The 18,472-nt window shown below is 49.0% G+C and carries 16 protein-coding genes and 1 tRNA gene; 8 read left to right on the top strand and 9 right to left on the bottom strand.

What is annotated here, in order from left to right:
* Positions 1 to 64: 64 nt before the first annotated feature.
* From NSMM_RS14360 to glgC, 4 genes are all read right to left on the bottom strand, one after another.
* The gene (locus tag NSMM_RS14360) at positions 65 to 1,000 is read right to left on the bottom strand and encodes a carbohydrate kinase family protein (RefSeq protein ID WP_245654831.1); all 936 of its coding nucleotides are present in this window, start codon (positions 998 to 1,000) and stop codon (positions 65 to 67) included.
* A 226-nt stretch (positions 1,001 to 1,226) separates the two neighbouring features.
* A complete protein-coding gene (locus NSMM_RS14355) occupies positions 1,227 to 3,251 on the bottom strand; it encodes an alpha-amylase/4-alpha-glucanotransferase domain-containing protein (RefSeq protein WP_090288515.1) in 2,025 nt (674 codons plus the stop codon).
* A 78-nt stretch (positions 3,252 to 3,329) separates the two neighbouring features.
* Positions 3,330 to 5,048 carry a glycoside hydrolase family 57 protein gene (locus NSMM_RS14350; RefSeq protein ID WP_090288513.1) on the bottom strand — a complete coding sequence of 573 codons (1,719 nt, stop codon included), beginning with the start codon at positions 5,046 to 5,048 and terminating at the stop codon, positions 3,330 to 3,332.
* Positions 5,049 to 5,127: 79 nt separating this feature from the next.
* The gene (glgC, locus tag NSMM_RS14345; RefSeq protein ID WP_090288511.1) at positions 5,128 to 6,423 is read right to left on the bottom strand and encodes a glucose-1-phosphate adenylyltransferase; all 1,296 of its coding nucleotides are present in this window, start codon (positions 6,421 to 6,423) and stop codon (positions 5,128 to 5,130) included.
* A gap of 110 nt (positions 6,424 to 6,533) precedes the next feature.
* Here glgC and glgB point away from each other — a divergent pair, with 110 nt between their 5' ends.
* Positions 6,534 to 8,735 carry a 1,4-alpha-glucan branching protein GlgB gene (gene glgB, locus NSMM_RS14340; RefSeq protein WP_090288509.1) on the top strand — a complete coding sequence of 734 codons (2,202 nt, stop codon included), beginning with the start codon at positions 6,534 to 6,536 and terminating at the stop codon, positions 8,733 to 8,735.
* An 8-nt stretch (positions 8,736 to 8,743) separates the two neighbouring features.
* Here glgB and NSMM_RS14335 read toward each other — a convergent pair whose 3' ends face one another.
* Together NSMM_RS14335 and NSMM_RS14330 are read right to left on the bottom strand one after the other, a co-directional pair.
* The gene (locus NSMM_RS14335; protein ID WP_090288507.1) at positions 8,744 to 9,745 is read right to left on the bottom strand and encodes a metal-dependent hydrolase; all 1,002 of its coding nucleotides are present in this window, start codon (positions 9,743 to 9,745) and stop codon (positions 8,744 to 8,746) included.
* Between the two features lie 36 nt (positions 9,746 to 9,781).
* Entirely contained in the window at positions 9,782 to 11,200 is a 1,419-nt protein-coding gene (locus NSMM_RS14330) for a homospermidine synthase (RefSeq protein WP_090288505.1), read from the bottom strand.
* A gap of 255 nt (positions 11,201 to 11,455) precedes the next feature.
* On the opposite strand from NSMM_RS14330, the gene NSMM_RS14325 reads away from it, so the two are divergent.
* From NSMM_RS14325 to NSMM_RS14315, 3 genes are all read left to right on the top strand, one after another.
* A complete protein-coding gene (locus tag NSMM_RS14325) occupies positions 11,456 to 11,653 on the top strand; it encodes a DUF3460 family protein (RefSeq protein WP_090288503.1) in 198 nt (65 codons plus the stop codon).
* A 96-nt stretch (positions 11,654 to 11,749) separates the two neighbouring features.
* Positions 11,750 to 13,036, top strand: a complete 1,287-nt coding sequence (locus NSMM_RS14320; protein WP_245654838.1) for an HlyC/CorC family transporter — start codon at positions 11,750 to 11,752, stop codon at positions 13,034 to 13,036.
* Positions 13,037 to 13,149: 113 nt separating this feature from the next.
* A tRNA-Arg gene (locus NSMM_RS14315) sits at positions 13,150 to 13,225 on the top strand.
* Positions 13,226 to 13,242: 17 nt separating this feature from the next.
* On the opposite strand, the gene NSMM_RS14310 is transcribed toward NSMM_RS14315, so the two are convergent.
* Genes NSMM_RS14310 through NSMM_RS14300 form a run of 3 tightly spaced genes read right to left on the bottom strand, consistent with a single transcriptional unit; the run spans position 13,243 to position 14,708 of the window.
* Positions 13,243 to 13,719, bottom strand: a complete 477-nt coding sequence (locus NSMM_RS14310) for a c-type cytochrome (RefSeq protein ID WP_090288501.1) — start codon at positions 13,717 to 13,719, stop codon at positions 13,243 to 13,245.
* Complete coding sequence (locus NSMM_RS14305) at positions 13,720 to 14,253, bottom strand: DUF411 domain-containing protein (protein ID WP_090288499.1); 534 nt, start codon at positions 14,251 to 14,253, stop codon at positions 13,720 to 13,722.
* Positions 14,250 to 14,708 (bottom strand): cupredoxin domain-containing protein, encoded by a 459-nt coding sequence (locus tag NSMM_RS14300; protein WP_090288497.1) that lies wholly within the window; start codon positions 14,706 to 14,708, stop codon positions 14,250 to 14,252. The genes NSMM_RS14305 and NSMM_RS14300 overlap by 4 nt, the downstream gene beginning before the upstream one ends.
* 161 nt (positions 14,709 to 14,869) lie before the next feature.
* Here NSMM_RS14300 and ttcA point away from each other — a divergent pair, with 161 nt between their 5' ends.
* From ttcA to tnpC, 4 genes are all read left to right on the top strand, one after another.
* Positions 14,870 to 15,733 (top strand): tRNA 2-thiocytidine(32) synthetase TtcA, encoded by an 864-nt coding sequence (gene ttcA / locus NSMM_RS14295; RefSeq protein WP_090288596.1) that lies wholly within the window; start codon positions 14,870 to 14,872, stop codon positions 15,731 to 15,733.
* Between the two features lie 215 nt (positions 15,734 to 15,948).
* Positions 15,949 to 16,257: an IS66 family insertion sequence element accessory protein TnpA gene (tnpA, locus tag NSMM_RS14290; protein WP_090288495.1), complete on the top strand. Its 309-nt coding sequence runs from the start codon at positions 15,949 to 15,951 to the stop codon at positions 16,255 to 16,257.
* Positions 16,245 to 16,595 carry an IS66 family insertion sequence element accessory protein TnpB gene (gene tnpB, locus NSMM_RS14285; RefSeq protein WP_090288493.1) on the top strand — a complete coding sequence of 117 codons (351 nt, stop codon included), beginning with the start codon at positions 16,245 to 16,247 and terminating at the stop codon, positions 16,593 to 16,595. Before tnpA ends, tnpB begins: the two co-directional genes overlap by 13 nt.
* A gap of 62 nt (positions 16,596 to 16,657) precedes the next feature.
* Positions 16,658 to 18,250, top strand: coding sequence for an IS66 family transposase (tnpC, locus tag NSMM_RS14280; RefSeq protein ID WP_090288491.1), 1,593 nt, complete (start codon positions 16,658 to 16,660; stop codon positions 18,248 to 18,250).
* The last annotated feature ends 222 nt before the right edge of the window (positions 18,251 to 18,472 follow it).

Genomic DNA, 18,472 nt, shown 5'->3' with positions numbered 1-18,472 from the left:
TCTCGGTCGTTGTGTTCTGTGTATCTTGCATCCGACCATTCTCGCAACATTTTTCAACGGCCTGTTACAGTTGCCATGCCTGCTTGAACGGCAGGTAAAAGTCTTGATTCTGCGGCGCACCGCCTCGAATACCACAAAGGGCTGCGGCGAATTGATCGGCCCGCTGCATGGCGACCGGCATTTCCCACTGGTTGAGCAGGCCGATGATAAAAACCGCAGCGAAGGCGTCACCCGCGCCGACCGTATCGATTATCGTCTGCGTGTTCTCGGCTGGGGTGGTGCTGAATACTTCATGCTGCCGGTTGATCAGCCAAGCTCCGTTTTCGCCGCAGGTAATCAGCAGACAGCTCAGCTCAAACTGCTCCACCAAGGCTTCGGCCTTCAGCAGCGGCGTCTTGTCACTGATCTTGAAGTAATCGGAGACGATTTCCAGCTCGTCTTCATTCATTTTGACGATATCCGAGCGCAGCAGCGAGCGTCGAACCGTGTGTTTGTTGTACCAGGGGCTGCGCAGGTTGATATCCAGAAAGCGCGGGCATTTGCTGTCCGCCAGGAATTTGTCCAGTGCCAGGCGAGATTCCATGCCTCTTTGCGCCAGTGTGCCAAAATACGCCAGTTCCGGCTTCAGCGACATGGTCATCATGTGAGTGACGCCAGCATGAATATGGTCGTAGGCCTGATCGGGCAGAATTTCGAAGCTGTGCCCGCCATCTTTCATGTGCACCCGCACCTGGCCAGTTGGATAGGTGGGGTCGCATTGGATGCCGGTTTTGTCCATGCCCAGCCTGTCCATCTCGCGCAGCAGATCATCACGCAATGCATCGTTGCCGGCACGGCTGATCATGCAAGGATGCAGTCCAAACGCCTGCAAGTGACGCGCTACATTGAACGGCGCACCGCCCAGTACGTTCTGATCCGGGAAGATGTCGGCAAGCACTTCGCCGAACAGGGCCACAGTTTTACTGATCTGTTTTCTGGATGATTCTGTTACTGATGTCAATGTTTCTCCTTTCCGCAAGCTAAACATGCATTGCCGATATCTGCCGACTGACCGCCTTAATATGATGAAAACGGCTTTATTGTACCCACTTCATTCCTGAGTTTCATATCTTGCTAATCAGGGTTTTCTTCGGGGCATTTTCAATCAGGTTGCTGACCATGGATTGATCGATGACTAGCTTACTAGTCAGCTCGGACACGTTCAGCCTTCTTCTTTTAGCCCGCCGCTAATCTCTTTTCTTGAATTCCAGGCAAATTTTTTGCTGGTTGGTAACAAAAGTCCAGATGAGCGTGATTTTTACTGCCTGCATGATTTTTTCAAAACCGCCCTCAGATTGAGATACGGAAAAATGAGGATGTGCCTGAAATATTACTGCTGGTGAGGCATGAAGAATTACGCTACCTTTCAGGGTGTCATCCTCAAGCATAATAGATTCAAAGTCATTGATTTCAAGTGGCAACCCGAAACCGGCAAGATTCCGTTTCTGTTGACGATAGCGTCCACCGGGACCATCACAGCTCGGCATGGCAAGGTTGATTTCTGTCTGCATCTGCAAATTTTCTTTGCCATTCATGTCACCATCGCTTCCATAAGTGACAATCAACTGATTCTGCTTCAGACGTATTTGTTTATTGATTAGAATCTGCCCATGGGTAGATTGAAAACAGACGGTTTTATCGTCATCAGCAGGTAGCTTCTGGTAAGTCAGCAAATTGCCATTCAGATGATCCACGAAAAGGTGCTGCGGGTGTGTGTCAGGTTGTAGATCTGTCTGGCTGATGACATGCTTGAAGCTGATTCGGTCGTGCGCCGAGGCAATTCCTGATTGATGGTGATTCGCTTCCTGTCGAGGCTCTGGCTGAATTTTGCGGTGGTAGTGTTCGGTCTGGCAGGTCAGTGTATCCGCAAAGTTATGCTTGAGAGCGTAAGCATCCAGTTCGCAGAGACTGGCGTAAGTATTCAGCTTGATAACAGCCTGCAACTGACTGTTTTGCAGGTAAATCTCATTGATACCATCCAGATCCGTATCTTCTTCGTAATGAGTTGGGCGAGGCTGGCATTGATCCAGCAGAGCTTCCAACTCAATCAGATTATTGTAGATGGCTCGCCGCAGATGTGGAAGATACAGCCCTCCAAACAAGCCGTGCCAATAAGCGTCGTTGGCTTGGGAAGCGTACAGGCATTGCTGCATGGTGCTGGTGCGCTGTTTTGCTGGCAAGGCGACATAACGCGCAGAAAGCCCAAGCATGCGCTTATGCATCCAGTTTGACTCGGGGTAGCGTGAGAAAAAATTTTTCCAGATACCGCCGCGCAAAAATGATTTGCTGCGTTCATACCAACCTTCTATCTTGGCGCGCTGTACCAGATCCGCATAAGTGTGGGCTGGTATCGCCGGTAGCGTCCATTCGCTCATTTCTATGTAGGAGGTAGTTGGCAAATAGACAATACCACGCGTTTTTTCATGGGCATGATAATCACGAAAATGCTGGGTTTGGATTCGGGAAGATGCCAGCACACCCTGTATAAACTGCTCCAGCCAGCCTTCTGTATAAACCCAGTGATAGGTTTCAGGCCAGATACCAAATTTCTCAATATCATCAAAATAAATGGCTGCCGATTGCCGGTTAGGCTGTTGATGATCGGCTAGTGATGCCAGATAGGCGATGGCGTCATTTGCAGGAGAAAATGGCAATTTATAACGCAACTGTTCCGAAATGGGAAATAGGTCGAGCGTGCGCCGATTTTCCTCGGTAGAAAAATAGCCATCGAGTTCTGCTTGATCCTTACCTGCACAAATGAAATGATAATCGTCGACTATGACATAACGAATGTCACAATCTGCCAGCGATGGAACAACTGTTGCTTCCCAGACGCGCTCGGTCAACCACGCGCCTTGCGGCTTTTGCCCTAAGTTTTTCTTAAGCTTGGATGAAAATGTTTTGATTTGACCAATACGATCCTGCTCCGGAATGACGGCAAGCACTGGCTCAGTCTCACCTGCACCAAAAAGCTCGACTTGTCCACGCTTGACCATTTCTCTCAATATGGCCATATCTTGTGGATAATGCTCGAGCAGAAAATCCAGCAGCCAGCCAGAGAAGTGTACTGCAAAGTGAAATTCAGGATAACGGAACAAGGTCTCTAAGAATGGGCGATAACAACGCTCGTGCGCATCCTTTACAACTTCGGGAAAGTTGCCGATTGGCTGGTGCGCGTGGACACCAAAGAGCAGAGATACGGGCTGAGTCATATGCTATTCCAAGTTTGTGAATCAATCGTTGCATTCTAGCGCCGTCATACTGTAATTTCATGACTATATGCAATTGCTTCAGGTAGTGCGCCGCATTGCTCCGGACTCGCCACTGACAGTTCCGCCATGACTGATGGATTCAAATACGTTAGCAGGTGCCGGAATTTTAAGAAGCTTGTAGAGGTTGATGAGATTTTTGCGAAAAAGCTGATCAAAACTTTCCACTGCGGCGGGTGAGTTGTAGTCACCAAACCACCAGAACCAGTCGGAACTTTCGCAGGAGGCCAGTTGCCGATTGGCTGCTTCTTTTTCTTTTTTGGTTAGCCGTTGACTTTGCATCACAAGATCGTAAGTATGCTTGGCTGCGCAGAGTAGATCCCACGCGGCATTTTTGTCATGACCGCCAACCCAGGTTGAGAAATTACCGTACACCCAGCTACCTGCACATAGTGTGGGCAATGGTTTGATAAAAGTTTTATCTTTTTGCTGCTTATTGATATAACTCTGAAAGGTGGTCGTGTGAATCTCGCTGTGCTGTTCCAGTAATTCGTAAAGATCATTCAGAAAATAATAACCGTTGTACGGATAGGATTCCCAAGCATTTTCACCGTCGAGTATGACACTGACGACAGGACTAGTGGTCTCATGCGTCATATGCCGGATAAGTTCAAGCCGGTCAATAAAATTTTGGGCAGCGTCACGTCCAAACCATTTCGCGTATTCAAAGCCAATCAGATCAGATAGCTGGTCATCTCGAAAAAAACACAGCGTTCCGTCGTTCCCGGTATCGAAGCGATAGGGTTGGTACAGATAAGTCCCGTTATCCAGAATGGGCTGGTTGGGGTAGGATTTTTGTAAACTGTTGGCCAATACACCTTGTCCGCTGGCAATCCATTGGGTACCGTTTTCTACCAGAATATGAACAAAAGCGTCCGATATCGCTCCCTCGGCCGGCCAGACACCTGCCGGTTTGATACCAAATCGTTTGCTGTGACTGGCTACGGCAGATTTTACGTGAAACTCCACCCGCCCACGCCCACCAGGGTAGCAGGTGGTGGCAGGTAACGCCGCATCCGGCAAATTGTCGCGCGCGGAATTGAAATCAATCAGTAATGGCGCCAGCGGATGGTAGTGTGGCGTAGTGGAAAGTTCAATCTGGCCGGATTCTGCCAGCTTGCGATAGCGCGGGATGAGATTGCCGATCAATTCACCGAACAGATTGAACAAGCTAATTCTATCTTCAAAACTGAATTGCTTGCCCTTTGACATGAGTTCGATCACATTCTTATTGGACCGGCGTATGCTCTCACCTGTCCAAGCCAGGTGATACCACATTAATAGGTCAGCCAGATATTGGCCAGAGGCATATACCATTTCCTTGTCACCCTGCGCCTCCATCTCATTATAGATATTGCGTAACGCCTGATAAGCCGGGTACGGCTTGAGCATGGTTTCATGATTACTCAGAAAACAGCTTTTAAAAATCAATGCACGATCTTCTGGAGATATTTGGTCTAAATCAGGCGTGGCCAGCAAACGCAATAGTGGGTCGCGGATAGTCGCTTTGGCAAATTGCTGACAATAATCTTCCAGTTGATCCAGCAGCACGGGAACAAAGTTAACCACCAACCGAATGCTGGGGTGCATTTCCAGGTGATGCGCCATATCGGTGTAATCCTTGATGGCATGAAGATACACCCAAGGCAGGGTAAACTCTTTCGTTTCGCTATCGCGGTAATCTGGCTGGTGCATGTGCCAAAGTATGACCAGGTCGAGCGTAGACGGATGATGGCTCATAGCATAATAACAAATGAAATTAAATCTTTAAAAATCATATAATTGGTTTAACGTGACGACACGCTCTTCGAAATATTCATTAGCGAACATAATGGTAGAATTGCCCCAGCATTTCAGGTGCGATCAATGTCACTCCTTCCTGGGTAACGTAAAAACGTTTTTTATCTTCATCGGCATCAAATCCCACGACAAGGCCCTCTGGAATTACGCAGTTTTTCTCAATAACCACTCGCCTGAGGCGTGCGTGGCGACCAATATCAACGTTGGGTAGAATAACGCAATCCTCAATGGTGCTGAAACTTCTGACCTGAACATTGGAAAAGAGCAGCGAGCGACGAACCGTTGAACCGCTGATGATGCAACCGCCTGAGACCATCGAGTCCAGTGCCTGGCCGCGGCGGCTATCGTCATCGAATACAAATTTGGCAGGAGGCAGTTGTTCCTGATAAGTCCAGATTGGCCAGTCCTCATCGTACAGATTCAGATCAGGCGTGATGGTCGTGAGATCGATATTTGCTTCCCAGTAGGCGTCGACAGTGCCAACATCCCGCCAGTAAGGAGCGTCCGGTGTGGTGCTGACACAACTACGCTGGAAACGGTGTGCATAGACCTGTGCACTTTCAACCAGTCGTGGAATGATATCTCTGCCAAAGTCATGTGATGAAGCGTTAGCATCGTGATCCTCGATCAGATGATCGTATAAAAACCTGGCGTTAAATACATATATCCCCATGCTAACGAGCGCCTTATCGGACTGTCCGGGAATCGGCGTAGGATTCTCTGGCTTCTCACTGAAATTAACAATGCGCCAATCTTTATCAACCGCCATGACGCCAAATGCACTGGCCTCACTGACTGGCACTTCGATGCAGGCAACAGTCAGATCCGCCTGCGTTTCTGCATGATCAGCCAGTAGGCGACCATAGTCCATCTTGTAAATATGATCACCACCGAGAATAAGCACATATTGAGGGTTATGACTGCGCAAGATGTCCAGATTCTGGAAAACCGCATCCGCCGTACCCTGATACCAAGTCTCTTCGGTACGCTGCTGGGCGGGCAATAACTCGATGAATTCCTTAAAACGACCATCTAAAAAACTCCAACCACGTTGAATGTGGCGGATGAGACTTTGTGCCTTGTATTGAGTCACCACACCGATACGACGTACCCCGGAATTAACGCAGTTGGATAGCGCAAAATCGATAATGCGGAATTTACCGCCAAATGGTACTGCTGGTTTGGCGCGCCAGTCAGTGAGATTTTTCAGCCGCGTACCTCTGCCGCCCGCCAGTATCAATGCGAGGGTATTACGTGTAAGTTTGCTGACAAAGCGTGGATGATGACTGAATGGTTCGGTTTGTGGAGTTTCCATAATCGCTCACCTGGTTAATAGTAAAATCATCTTACGTCATTTCGATAGGCAGTTCTAGCCGTATTGACCATAATCTCCTGTTGTATCGGGTTATAATCAAGCGCATGTCAATGAAAAAAATACCGCCTACTGTTAACCCATCTTCAGATGATGACCTTCGGGCGTTGCTGCTGGCTGCCAGACTGCATAACCCGCGACTGTATCTTGGAATGCGCGAGCATGTTCACGGCAAACTGGCCAGAATTTATCAGCCTCACGCATCACGTGTCTGGTTGCAGACCTCGCTCGGGTTTGCGCCAATGCAGCATGTTGACGAAACCGGTATTTTTGAGTGGACTGGCGATAATGCTGTTTTCCCCTATGTGATTCGCCTGGAAAATGCTTCAACACGTGTGATTGAGGAGCGCTGTGACCCCTACGCTTTTCCGTTGCAAATATCCGGTCATGATTTGTACTTGTTCAACGAAGGCCGCCTGCATCAGGCTTATATGATGCTGGGTGCGCACCGCGTCAGGAATCATGGTATCCAGGGAGTACGCTTTTCGGTATGGGCACCTAATGCTGAACGGGTAAGCGTAGTTGGAGATTTCAATCAGTGGGATGGCCGCATCAATCCCATGATTTCACATGCACAAAGTGGCGTATGGGAATTATTCGTTCCGGATTTAGAGGAGAACACCTTATATAAATACGAGATCCGCAACCGCTTTACTGGCGAGATTCTGTTAAAAACGGACCCCTACGCGAACTATTATGAATTGCGTCCGAATAACGCGGCATTAGTACCCGCTACCAGTCTTTTTGAATGGCAGGATGGTGACTGGATGACGCAGCGCGCGCAATGGGACTGGCAGCACGCGCCTATCAACCTTTATGAGCTTCACCCTGGCTCCTGGAGAAGGCGCGCTGACGGCTCCTTTCTGTCTTACCGAGAACTGGCTGCACAATTAGTACCTTATTTGCAGGAAATGGGATATACCCATGTCGAGCTAATGCCGATCTCAGAGCACCCGCTTGATGAATCATGGGGGTATCAAACAACCGGCTATTTCGCGGTAACCAGCCGCTTTGGTCGGCCGGATGATTGTAAATATTTTGTGGATGCGTGCCATCGAGCCGGGATCGGTGTCATTTTAGACTGGGTACCAGCACACTTTCCAAATGACGATTTTGCCCTCGCGCGTTTCGACGGCACAGCTCTCTATGAACATGAAGATCCGAGGCTAGGTTATCACCAGGACTGGGGAACCTGTATTTTCAACTATGGGCGTAACGAGGTAAAGTCCTTCCTGCTGTCAAGCGCGCATTACTGGCTGACAGAGTTCCATCTTGATGGTTTGCGTGTCGATGCGGTCGCCTCGATGCTCTACCTCGATTACTCTCGCCAACCAGACGAATGGCTGCCGAATCGCTTTGGAGGTCGTGAAAATCTCGAAGCCATCGAGTTTTTGCGTGAGCTGAACACCATGGTGCATGGGCATTTTCCTGGCGCATTGACACTGGCGGAAGAATCCACCTCTTGGCCGGCGGTATCACGCCCAGTTTATCTAGGTGGGTTGGGTTTTTCGATCAAATGGAATATGGGCTGGATGAATGACACGCTGCGCTATATGAAGCATGATCCCATCTATCGCCGCTATCATCACAATGACCTGACTTTCAACCAGCTTTATGCCTATACAGAAAACTTTATTCTGCCGTTGTCGCACGATGAGGTTGTGCACGGCAAAGGCTCTCTGCTCGACAAAATGCCCGGAGATGCGTGGCAGAAATTTGCCAATTTACGCCTGTTGTTTACCTATCAAATGACCTGCCCTGGAAAGAAGATGAATTTTATGGGTAATGAGTTTGGGCAGGGGCGAGAATGGCAAGTGGGTGATCAGCTGGACTGGTATTTACTCGAACTGGACTGCCATAAAGGTGCGAAGATTCTGTTGCGAGACCTTAATCATCTGTACCTGACCCTACCAGCGTTACATCAGCTGGATTTTTTCCAGGAAGGTTTCGACTGGGTTGATTGTCATGATGCTGATCACTCTGTGATCAGCTATCAGCGCCGAGCAGCAGACGGCTCTTTTCTACTGGTAATATTAAATTTTACGCCGGTACCGCAGCTCACTTACCGTACCGGCGTACCCCGAGCGTGTCAGTACCAGGAAATTTTTAATAGTGATTCAAGCTATTATGATGGCAGCAATATCGGCAATCATGGCACCGTCAACTCAGAGCCGATACCATGGTCCGGATGCAACGATTCCATAGAAATTACCCTGCCTCCTCTGGCAGGGATCATGCTTCAGCCAGTCAACTAAAAGACTGACTACTTGCTTCCCATCAGCAAGGCAACGAATTCCTCGCGCAGCGTCTTCGACATGCTGCGAAACACGCGAAACTGCGCATGCTGGTCTGGCTGCGCCGGATTCATTTCGATGGCCCAGAGCGGTGCAGTGCTGTTTGGCAAGCTGGAATAACGAATATCCACCAGCAAATCCTGCCTTCCTTGCTGCAAGGCCACAAAGCCGTCCGAAAATATGCTGAAGCGGTCAATATCACCGGCCAGTATGGATCCCATGAAAGAACGATCAAGGTAGTTGGTTTTGACGAATTTCTCAACTGACTCGCCCGGGTAGACGGTCGGGCTTGAGAAAAACCCAACTCGCACTGCATCCACGTAAAATCGGTCGCCATACTCATAAATTGAACGCCACAGCAATAAATTACCAAGCGTTGGTTTAACCAGTAATCGCTCAATCTCGTGATGACGCGACTGGGCAATGGTCAATGCCGTCAGCTCTGCTCGCTGCAGCTGGGCGTAGCCAATCAGCAGGTAGAGACTGGCGATGATTAAACCAAAGATAGCATGAGTCTTCGTTTTGTTCCGGAACGCAATGATTAGCGCCACCAGCAAAATGAGCGTAAAGACTGGATCAATAACGGAAATAATATTCAATGCCACCCGGGTTTCGATGAGCGGCCATAAAAGATGGGTGCCATAACTCGTCAAGGCATCCAGAACGCCGCTTAAGCTGTATCCCAGCAGACAGAATAGGTACAGTCTGGGAAATCCCAGTCGTTTGCGCAGAAAAGGCCATAGCAAAACGGCAGCAATAAACGCGCCAAAAGGGACAAAAAATAGGGAGTGTGTAAAATGACGATGAAACTCGATGGTCAGCAATGGATCCTGCTCGGATTGAATTAGAATATCAGCATCCGCGACCATACCGGCAAAAAAGCCGATCCCCGTTGCCAGACGGATTTCGTGTTTTTGTGCGCCGGTAACAGCCAGGTTTGCACCCAGCAAACCCTGTGTGAGAAGATCCATATTGTTTATGCGAGACTTAGATGTAACGACATGAGTTCAAACCACCCGGAAATTTTTAAACTGCCATGGATCGGTTGTATCCAGGTGCGCTTCATATAAAGCCAAATTGTTTCGTAATGGCGTCCAGTTGCTGTACTGTCCCGTTATGTCGCCAAGATAGGGCGAAGCTATTTGTAGAACACGTTTAAAATCCATTTCTTCCGGCTCGACGATACCTGCTTGCGGATTCTCGATTGCCCACACCATCCCACTGAGCACTCCGGCTGCGACTTGCAGGCTGGTGGCATTATTGTAGGGTGCGAGATCCCTCGCTTCCTCGATCGACAGAATCGAACCATACCAGTACAGCCCCTTGGTATGCCCCATCAATGCCATTCCCAGGGCATCCGAGCCGGATTCAATGTCATTCATCAACAGGCGTTTAGTTTCCTGCTGCTTAAAATTTCGACCACTTAATTCATGGATGGACAGAACAGTTGCATCGGAAGGATGATAGGCATAATAGACAGTGGGACGGTAGTCAAGTTTATCGCCGGTCTTGACAGTAAGGTAGTCGGCAATGGCAATCGATTCGGCATGTGTGATCAAAAACCCCTGATAAGCACCGGTTAACGGATTCCATCCTCTTACCGAGGTGCGTGTTCCCGGGCGACGCAGGTAAATGGCAGCATCGCAGCCATAACCATGGTGACTGGCGTCAAGTGGTTCGGTTTTTTCATGACTGCCCCAACCAAGTTCGGCAGGTTGCAATCCTTCTCCGACAAAACCATCGATCGACCAAGTGTTAACGAACTCATTGATCCGCTTGAACGGTTTCGCAGTTTGCGTATCACGTTCCGCACACTGGATAACCTTGATATTCAGTTTTTGTGCAAGCGCTGCCCATGATTCGCGCGTTTGCGGCAATACAAAATCAACGCCGGTATCCCGGGCAATGTTCACCAGCGCCTGTTTGGTAAAGTGGGAAACCAGTCCTGGGTTGGCACCATGACAAAGCACTGCTGTCGGTCCGCTACCGAGTCGTTCACGCAGATTCTGCGATTGCTCGCGTGCATTGTAATTAGAACGTGCCGATAGCGACAGGGTCGTATCAGTGTAGCCACCTTGCCAGGGTTCGAGACAGGCATCCAGGTAAAGCAGGCCGCGTTGATGGCAATACTCGATCAGTGTCAGGCTGGAAACATTGACGGATAAATTAAGTAGATAATCTCCAGGCACCAGACTTTCATCCAGAATCTGTTGAAAATTTTGTGGGGTAAGCGGGCATACTGTAAAGGAAATATGTGCTTTCTCGGCCTGGATCTGACCTTCTGTATCAGCTGAGATGATCCGTATTTGCGCAGACGGTATGTCTATATGGCGCAGAATAAGGGGTAACACCCCTTGCCCAACACACCCAAATCCGATAAAAACAATCTTGTTCTCAAATTTTACAAATTTTTTATGATTTTCCATGTATGGTTATCTCCTATGAAACAATTTTTTAGCTAATCTATAATGGCATAGCTATATTTGATGCCAGTGGGACCACCTCCATATAACAAAAGTGGATAAGATGAAGTAATTGCGGGACGATATCGTCTAAAGACAGATCGAAACATGATCATGGCATTGCACATCAAGGCAATGTCATGACTCTACATAATAATAAATTCTGTTCCTGGATCTTATAGGATTAGTATTATTAACTTTTTGAGTAAATTGAATAACATGGAACTCTACGAATCCGAGCACACGAAGTTTATGCGCGAACTTTTTGCAAAGCACCCTGAACTGATTGAGAAACAGAAAGCAGCGCGCGCACTCTGGTGGGACAAAAAGGTTGACCAGAAAGCACAGAAGGTACTCAAGGAGGCTGAAGTGGCACCCAAGAGCTATGCCTATTTTGCATGGTTCGAAAAAGATTAACGCTTTGAATTACCATATTTTCTGCTACTTGTTTATTTGAATGACCTTTTGAAAGCTACCGAGAGTATTCTGCTCTTGCTGCAAGGATAGTACGTGCTGGAAGATATTCCTGTCTACCTTTTACTGGCTATATTGGCGCTACTGCTGCTGTTATCCGGTTTTTTTTCCTTATCGGAAACCAGTATGATGGCGGTCAATCGCTATCGTCTCAGGCATCTTGCCAAACAGGGCCATCGTGGGGCACAGCTGACAATCAGATTGTTGCAGGACACTGACAAACTGCTGGGTGTCATTCTGCTGGGCAATAATCTGTTGAATACCGTAGCAGCGACGCTGGTTGCCGTGATCGTTTCACTTTTTTTTGCGCACAGCGAGCTGGCTTTGTTGTTAGGTAGTGTAGTGGTAACGCTGGCAATACTGATTTTCAGTGAAATCACACCAAAAGTGATTGCTGCCGCTTATCCTGAACGCATTGCGCTGACAGTCAGCTATGTTCTGACGCCCTTACTCAAGCTTTTTTCTCCAGTTGTCTGGTTTATTAATCTGTTTGTGCAGATGCTATTGATCGTGCTTCGCCTGAAACCATCGCAGCAGGTGGCACATCAGCTTAGCATGGAAGAACTGAAAACATTGGTACTGGAGGCGGGACATTTTATTCAGAAAAAACATCAGAGTGTACTGGCCAACCTGATTGATCTGGAATCCGTTACGGTTGATGATGTGATGGTGCCTCGGAACCAGATTGAAGCGATTGATCTGGAGGCGGATGAAGCCGTGATCAAAAACCAGTTATTGACCTGTCACCATACAAGATTTCCTTTGTACCGCAAGCATTTTGATAATGTAGTGGGTATTGTGCATGCCCGCAAGATATTAAATCAGCTCAAAGAAGAAAAGGTCAGCGTTGCCATGCTGGAAGCAGTTATGCAGAAGCCTTATTTTATTCCATCCGGTACTCCCCTTTTCTCCCAACTGCAGTTGTTCCAGGAGAATCATCGCCGCATGGGTCTAGTGGTCGATGAATATGGTGAATGGTTGGGACTGGTTACTCTCGAAGATATTCTGGAAGAAGTAATTGGTGAATTCACTACTCATGCCCCCACGCAATCTGGCGCATGCAAACGGGAAGCAGATGGGAGTATAATCGCTGAAGGTGGTACGTTATTACGTGATTTAAATCGTAAGTTAGGCTTACAGCTGCCACTTCACGGACCAAAAACTCTAAATGGACTGATTTTGGAGTATTTTCAGGATATTCCGGAGACCGGCACTGGATTAAAGATTGATGGTTGTCGGATGGAAGTCCTGCAGACAAACAATCAGGGTGTTAAAACGGTAAGAATTTATCCGAATCAACCGATACCGCAACGAGAATCAGAATAGGCTATCACAAACAGTAGCCGCCGCAAGCAGGCCAAAAGATTGGCGAGGAAGCGAGTATCATGCAGCTGGTTTTTGAGATATCCTGATTAAACTCGCACTTGTGTATTTTTACAGCGCCCATAGCTCAGTGGATAGAGTACCGCCCTCCGAAGGCGGGGGTCACACGTTCGAATCGTGTTGGGCGCGCCATCAAAACTATCAATCAGTCAGCGATTCTCGATTCTGGTATACCAACCATGATAAATTTCATCTGGCCATAACGATTTAATCCATACCAGAACATCATCTATTTCCTGATCCTGAAGAATTCCCTCCCAACCCGGCATGCGCCCCTCTCCGGGTGGCCCTCCCTTGAGAATGAATTGTTTCAATTCCTCGGTAGAATGATGCCACCCGTGAGCGGTACCATTTAGCGGCGGCGGTGGATATCTACCGTTATCGAGTGGTTTGCGCCAGTCTGCTGTTCCCTGCGCATATTCACCATGGCAACCAGCACAATTTTGCTGAAATATAATGCGGCCACGTTCAATCTGAGCAGGGTCGAAATTGCGCACAACCACTTTCTCATGCTCGGGGTTGCCCAGAATTCTATCCAGTGCATCCCTTGGACTGGTAGTAGGCTGTTTTGAGCATGCAGCCAGGCTCAAGAGCAACAAGATGGTTGGAAATCTGTAAAAGGCCATTTATTTCAGTCGCAGTATCGATTCTGAAAAATCATTTTTCAATGGTTGTACAGCGCTTGCAGGCGGTAATGCGCCATGCCGGCTGTAAATAGTCGTTGCGCCACGTGTATCACCTGATTTTTTGATCAGTAATACGTCATATGGGTCAACGCGCCCGGTTTCCATGCCCGGAGAACCATGGGGCATATCCGGAACTGTCAGTCCCACTGCACGCGGCTTTTCTTTGAGCAGTCGTTTGATATCTTCTGCCGGTACATGCCCCTCAATGGCATAGCCATCAACCATTGCGGTGTGGCAGGAACCGAGGCTGGGAACTATGCCAGCCTGCGCACGTATTTTCTGATTACCGACATCATGAGTATTAACGGTAAAGCCATGTGATTCCAAATGTTCCACCCATTTAGCACAACATCCGCAGGTTGGACTTTTATAAACTTCAACTGTCTGATTAGCACTGACATGCATTGGAAGGATAACCAAAATGGCCATCATCAGTGCGAGTGTTATCAAAATGTTTAATTGCTCTGCTTTCATTTTTCCTCCACAAAAATTTTGCCACGCATACCCTTGAAATGCCCAGGGATCGGACAAGCAAAATAGATTGTTCCCGCTTGGGTAAACTGCCATATCAGTTCTTTCTCTTCACCCGGGTAGAGCACAATTTTATTAGGGTCCTCATGATGATGCATGCCGGAAGATGAGCGCATCATTTTCGCATGCTTCTTAAGATGCTCCAGGGTATCGATCATCATTTCGTGCCTTTTCTTACCAGTATTCCTGACAATGAACCGGATGGTTTCACCCTGTTTAACGTTTATCTCGAAAGGTGCGAAACGATACTCGTATGCTTCAATATTGATTGTACGTGAAATGTTCGCCACGTTGCCTGGCCTGCCTATCGTTGCATGGTTATAATCCAGCTTTTCTGAGTGGGCAATCGGAATAGTCAAGAACAGAAGCAACATTGCGACACAAGCCTGCTTTTTCATATACCCTCCATTCGAAATTTAATAAACAAAATTTTAAATACTTTGCGTCTTTTCGATAGCAGGAACAATCGAATGTTCCTGCTAAATTGCTTCCGCTGCAGTTTTACTGGCAGCTAGTAATTTCTCGAATCAATATTTTTTCACGTCTGTCAGGAGTCACCATGGTTGCGGAAGCATCTTCCCGAAAACTGGAATATAACACGAACAAGTTGCATAAACGCCTGCGGCGTCTGGTAGGAACGGCAATCGCCGATTACAACATGATCGAACATGGTGATCGTGTCATGGTATGTTTATCGGGAGGGAAAGATAGTTATGCTTTGCTGGAAATTCTACGTAACCTGCAGGCACATGCCCCACTTGATTTCGAGTTGATTGCGGTCAATCTTGATCAAAAACAACCGGGGTTTCCCGAACAGGTATTACCAGATTATCTAGCTGAAATCGGTATCCCGTTTCGTATTGTCGAACAGGACACCTACAGTGTGGTGAAACGCGTGATTGCGGAAGGTAAAACTACTTGCAGCCTCTGTTCCCGCCTGCGCAGAGGAGTACTTTACCGGGTTGCGGGTGAGCTGGGCGCGACTAAAATTGCACTGGGACACCATCGTGATGATATCTTGGAAACTTTCTTCCTCAACATGTTTTACGGTGGAAAACTGAAAGCCATGCCGCCTAAGCTGGTCAGCGACGATGGCCGCCATGTCGTGATTCGTCCACTCGCGTATTGCAAGGAAAAAGATCTGGCGACATTTGCTGAAATTGCTCAATTTCCAATTATCCCTTGCAATTTGTGCGGCTCTCAGCCAAATCTGCAACGTCAGGTAATCAAGGAAATGATGCAAACATGGGATAAGAAATTCCCGGGCAGACTGGAAACCATGTTTACCGCGTTACAAAATATCCAGCTTTCACACCTGGCAGATACTCGACGCTATGATTTTGCCAGCCTCAGACCACATGGCGTTCCATGTGAGGATGGAGACAAGGCGTTTGACGAGGTAATGCCTTGGATTAATGACTGATGAGCGTCTCTAAAAATTCAGAGTTCTAAGCAAGACTAGGCGCGAGTAAAAAATGTTGACGCAGCATATAATTGATATGTAAGGAAACATTTTTTTGTGAGCAACGAAGTATTACGACGAAATATGAATTTTTAGTAACCGTCCAGCCCTTCCATCTACGCAATCATGATTTTCCACATTACCATCCTCTTCGTTACTTTACTGGAGGATATCCAATGGCATTGCAAGATCATCAACAAAAGCATATCTGTGACTGGCAGGCAAGTGGTTTGTCGCAGGCTGCTTATTGCAGGGCGCACGGGTTGAATGCGAAGACGTTTGGCAATTGGTTGCGTGCAAAGCGGCGTGGGGAAAAGCATGCTATCAAGTCTCCCGCGTTGATTCCGGTTACGGTCAAGCCGGCGGCTGGGTTGGTAGAGTCCGTGGAAAGGTTGCAGCTACGCTGTCGTGGCATTCATGTGCTGGAATTGCCGATGAGTGTTTCGCCGCGTTGGCCCGGAAAGTTATTATCATGCCTGGACTGATTGGGCATGCCGGACAGATCTGGCTGGCGGTCGATCCGGTGGACATGCGTCGTGGCATCGATGGTTTGTCGATGATCGTGCAGCAGGGTTTGGGGCATCCACCCTGTGCGGGTTCAGCTTTCATATTTTGCAACCGTGCAGGGAATCGCATCAAGGTTTTGCTGTGGGATGGTACGGGGGTGTGGCTATGCCAGCGCCGTTTGCATCAGGGGCGGTTCGTCTGGCCAAAGCAGGGGGAGGCGTGTGTCGAGTTGACTCCATCGCAGTGGGAATGGCTGATTGCCGGGGTAGACTGGCGGCGGTTATCGGTTTTGCCACCACCGCATTTTCGGGTATAAGAACAGCAAATAATAATTGATTAACAGTTGGTTATGCGTAAATTCACGGTATAATCCGTGCCATGAATTTGCTCACGCAACTGGATCAACTGAACCTCGATGCCGACACCAAACTGCAGGTGGTCGATCTGGTTCAGGCGTTGCTACTCAATCAGTCGCAGCAAGCACAGCAGACGATTCATTTTCAGGAAACCAAAATCCAGGCGCTCACTCTGGAACTGGCGCATCTGCGCCGCATCCGCTTTGGCAAGAAAAACGAAGCATTATCGGCGCTATCCCCCAGCCAACTCAGCCTGTTTGAAGAATCCATGCTGCCCGATATCGCTGCCATCGAAGTGGAAATCGAGCAGCTCGATAGCACGCTCAAAGCGGATACCGCTAAATCGCAGCGGTCACGTGCCGGCCGTCAACCGCTGCCGGATCACCTGCCGCGCATCGAGCACCGGCATGAACCCGCCTCCTGTCAATGCGGTCAATGTGGTCGTGATCTGGTCAAAATCCGCGAAGACATCACCGAGCAGCTCGACGTGGAGCCTGCCAGATTCTTCGTTCACCGTCACATCCGCCCTCAATACGCCTGCCAATCCTGCGAGACCGTCATCGCAGAACCCGTACCGCCGGCAGTCATCGATGGCGGCATGGCCGCCCCCGGCCTGCTTGCCTGGGTGATAACAAACAAATACCTGAATCACCTGCCGCTCTACCGCCTGGAACAGATTGCCGCCCGCGAACAGGTAACCTTGTCCCGTTCCACCCTAGCCGAATGGGTAGGCCGCATCGGTTTTGCCCTGCAACCGCTGGCGGATCGTCTGGCCTGGCACTTGTTGCAGGGCAGCACGCTGCATGTGGATGAAACGCCGGTGGCACAACTCGATCCGGGTGGAGGCAAAACCCGCAAAGCTTACCTGTGGGCCTATCGCAGCAATGATCTTGAGCCCGGACCGCGCATCATCGTCTTCGACTATCAAGCCGGTCGCAGTGGCCGGCATGCACAGCACTTTCTGCAAAACTGGCAAGGACATCTGCTGGTCGACGACTATGCCGGGTACAAAGCCCTGTTTTCCGCAGCCGCTTCTCCCTGCATCGAACTGGGGTGCTGGGCGCATGCGCGGCGTAAATTCTTCGACCTGCATCAGGCCAATGCCAGTGGAATGGCATGGGAAGCACTGCAGCGCATCAGCGCCTTATACGCCATCGAAGCAGAAGGCAAACACCTGAGCATCGAAGACCGCCAGCAGCTGCGCGCAGATAAAAGCCTGCCCGCACTCCATGCATTGCATGACTGGTTGATGCAAACCCGCAGCCAAACCGCAAACGGCGGTGGCTCCGCCAAGGCACTGGACTACATTCTCAGACGCTGGCCAGCGCTCATCCGCTACGCGCAAACCGGCCATCTGCCAATCGACAACAATCCGGTGGAAAATACTATTCGCCCGATCGCAATCGGCAAAAAGAACTGGCTGTTTACCGGATCAGAGCGCGCCGGTCAACGCGCCGCCGTCATTCAAACTCTGTTCGGCACCGCACAACTCAACGGCCTGGACCCCGCCGCATGGCTTGCAGATACCCTCACCAAACTCCCTACCTGGCCCAATAACCGCATCGATGAACTACTGCCGTTAACACCAGCGTTCATTCAATCACTAAAACAGTAGGAAGGATAGATGGGAGCACTGGACGGTTACAATTTTTAGAGGTGCCCTGATGTGTCAACGCTCGTTTGGGCACAGCATTAAGCAGCTTTGTGCTGTAATTCGAAGCCTGCCGGTAACAAACAACCATTGACTAAATGCGGTCGCTCACGGCTGAAAAAGATGCTACAACTCACGTTGTGATATCAAGGAAATCATACTGCCCCGCATTGGCCGGGAGTGAGA

Origin of the sequence: Nitrosomonas mobilis (assembly GCF_900103035.1) — a bacterium.
Taxonomy (GTDB): Bacteria; Pseudomonadota; Gammaproteobacteria; order Burkholderiales; family Nitrosomonadaceae; genus Nitrosomonas; species Nitrosomonas mobilis.
This window is presented reverse-complemented; position numbering and strand designations above follow the sequence as displayed.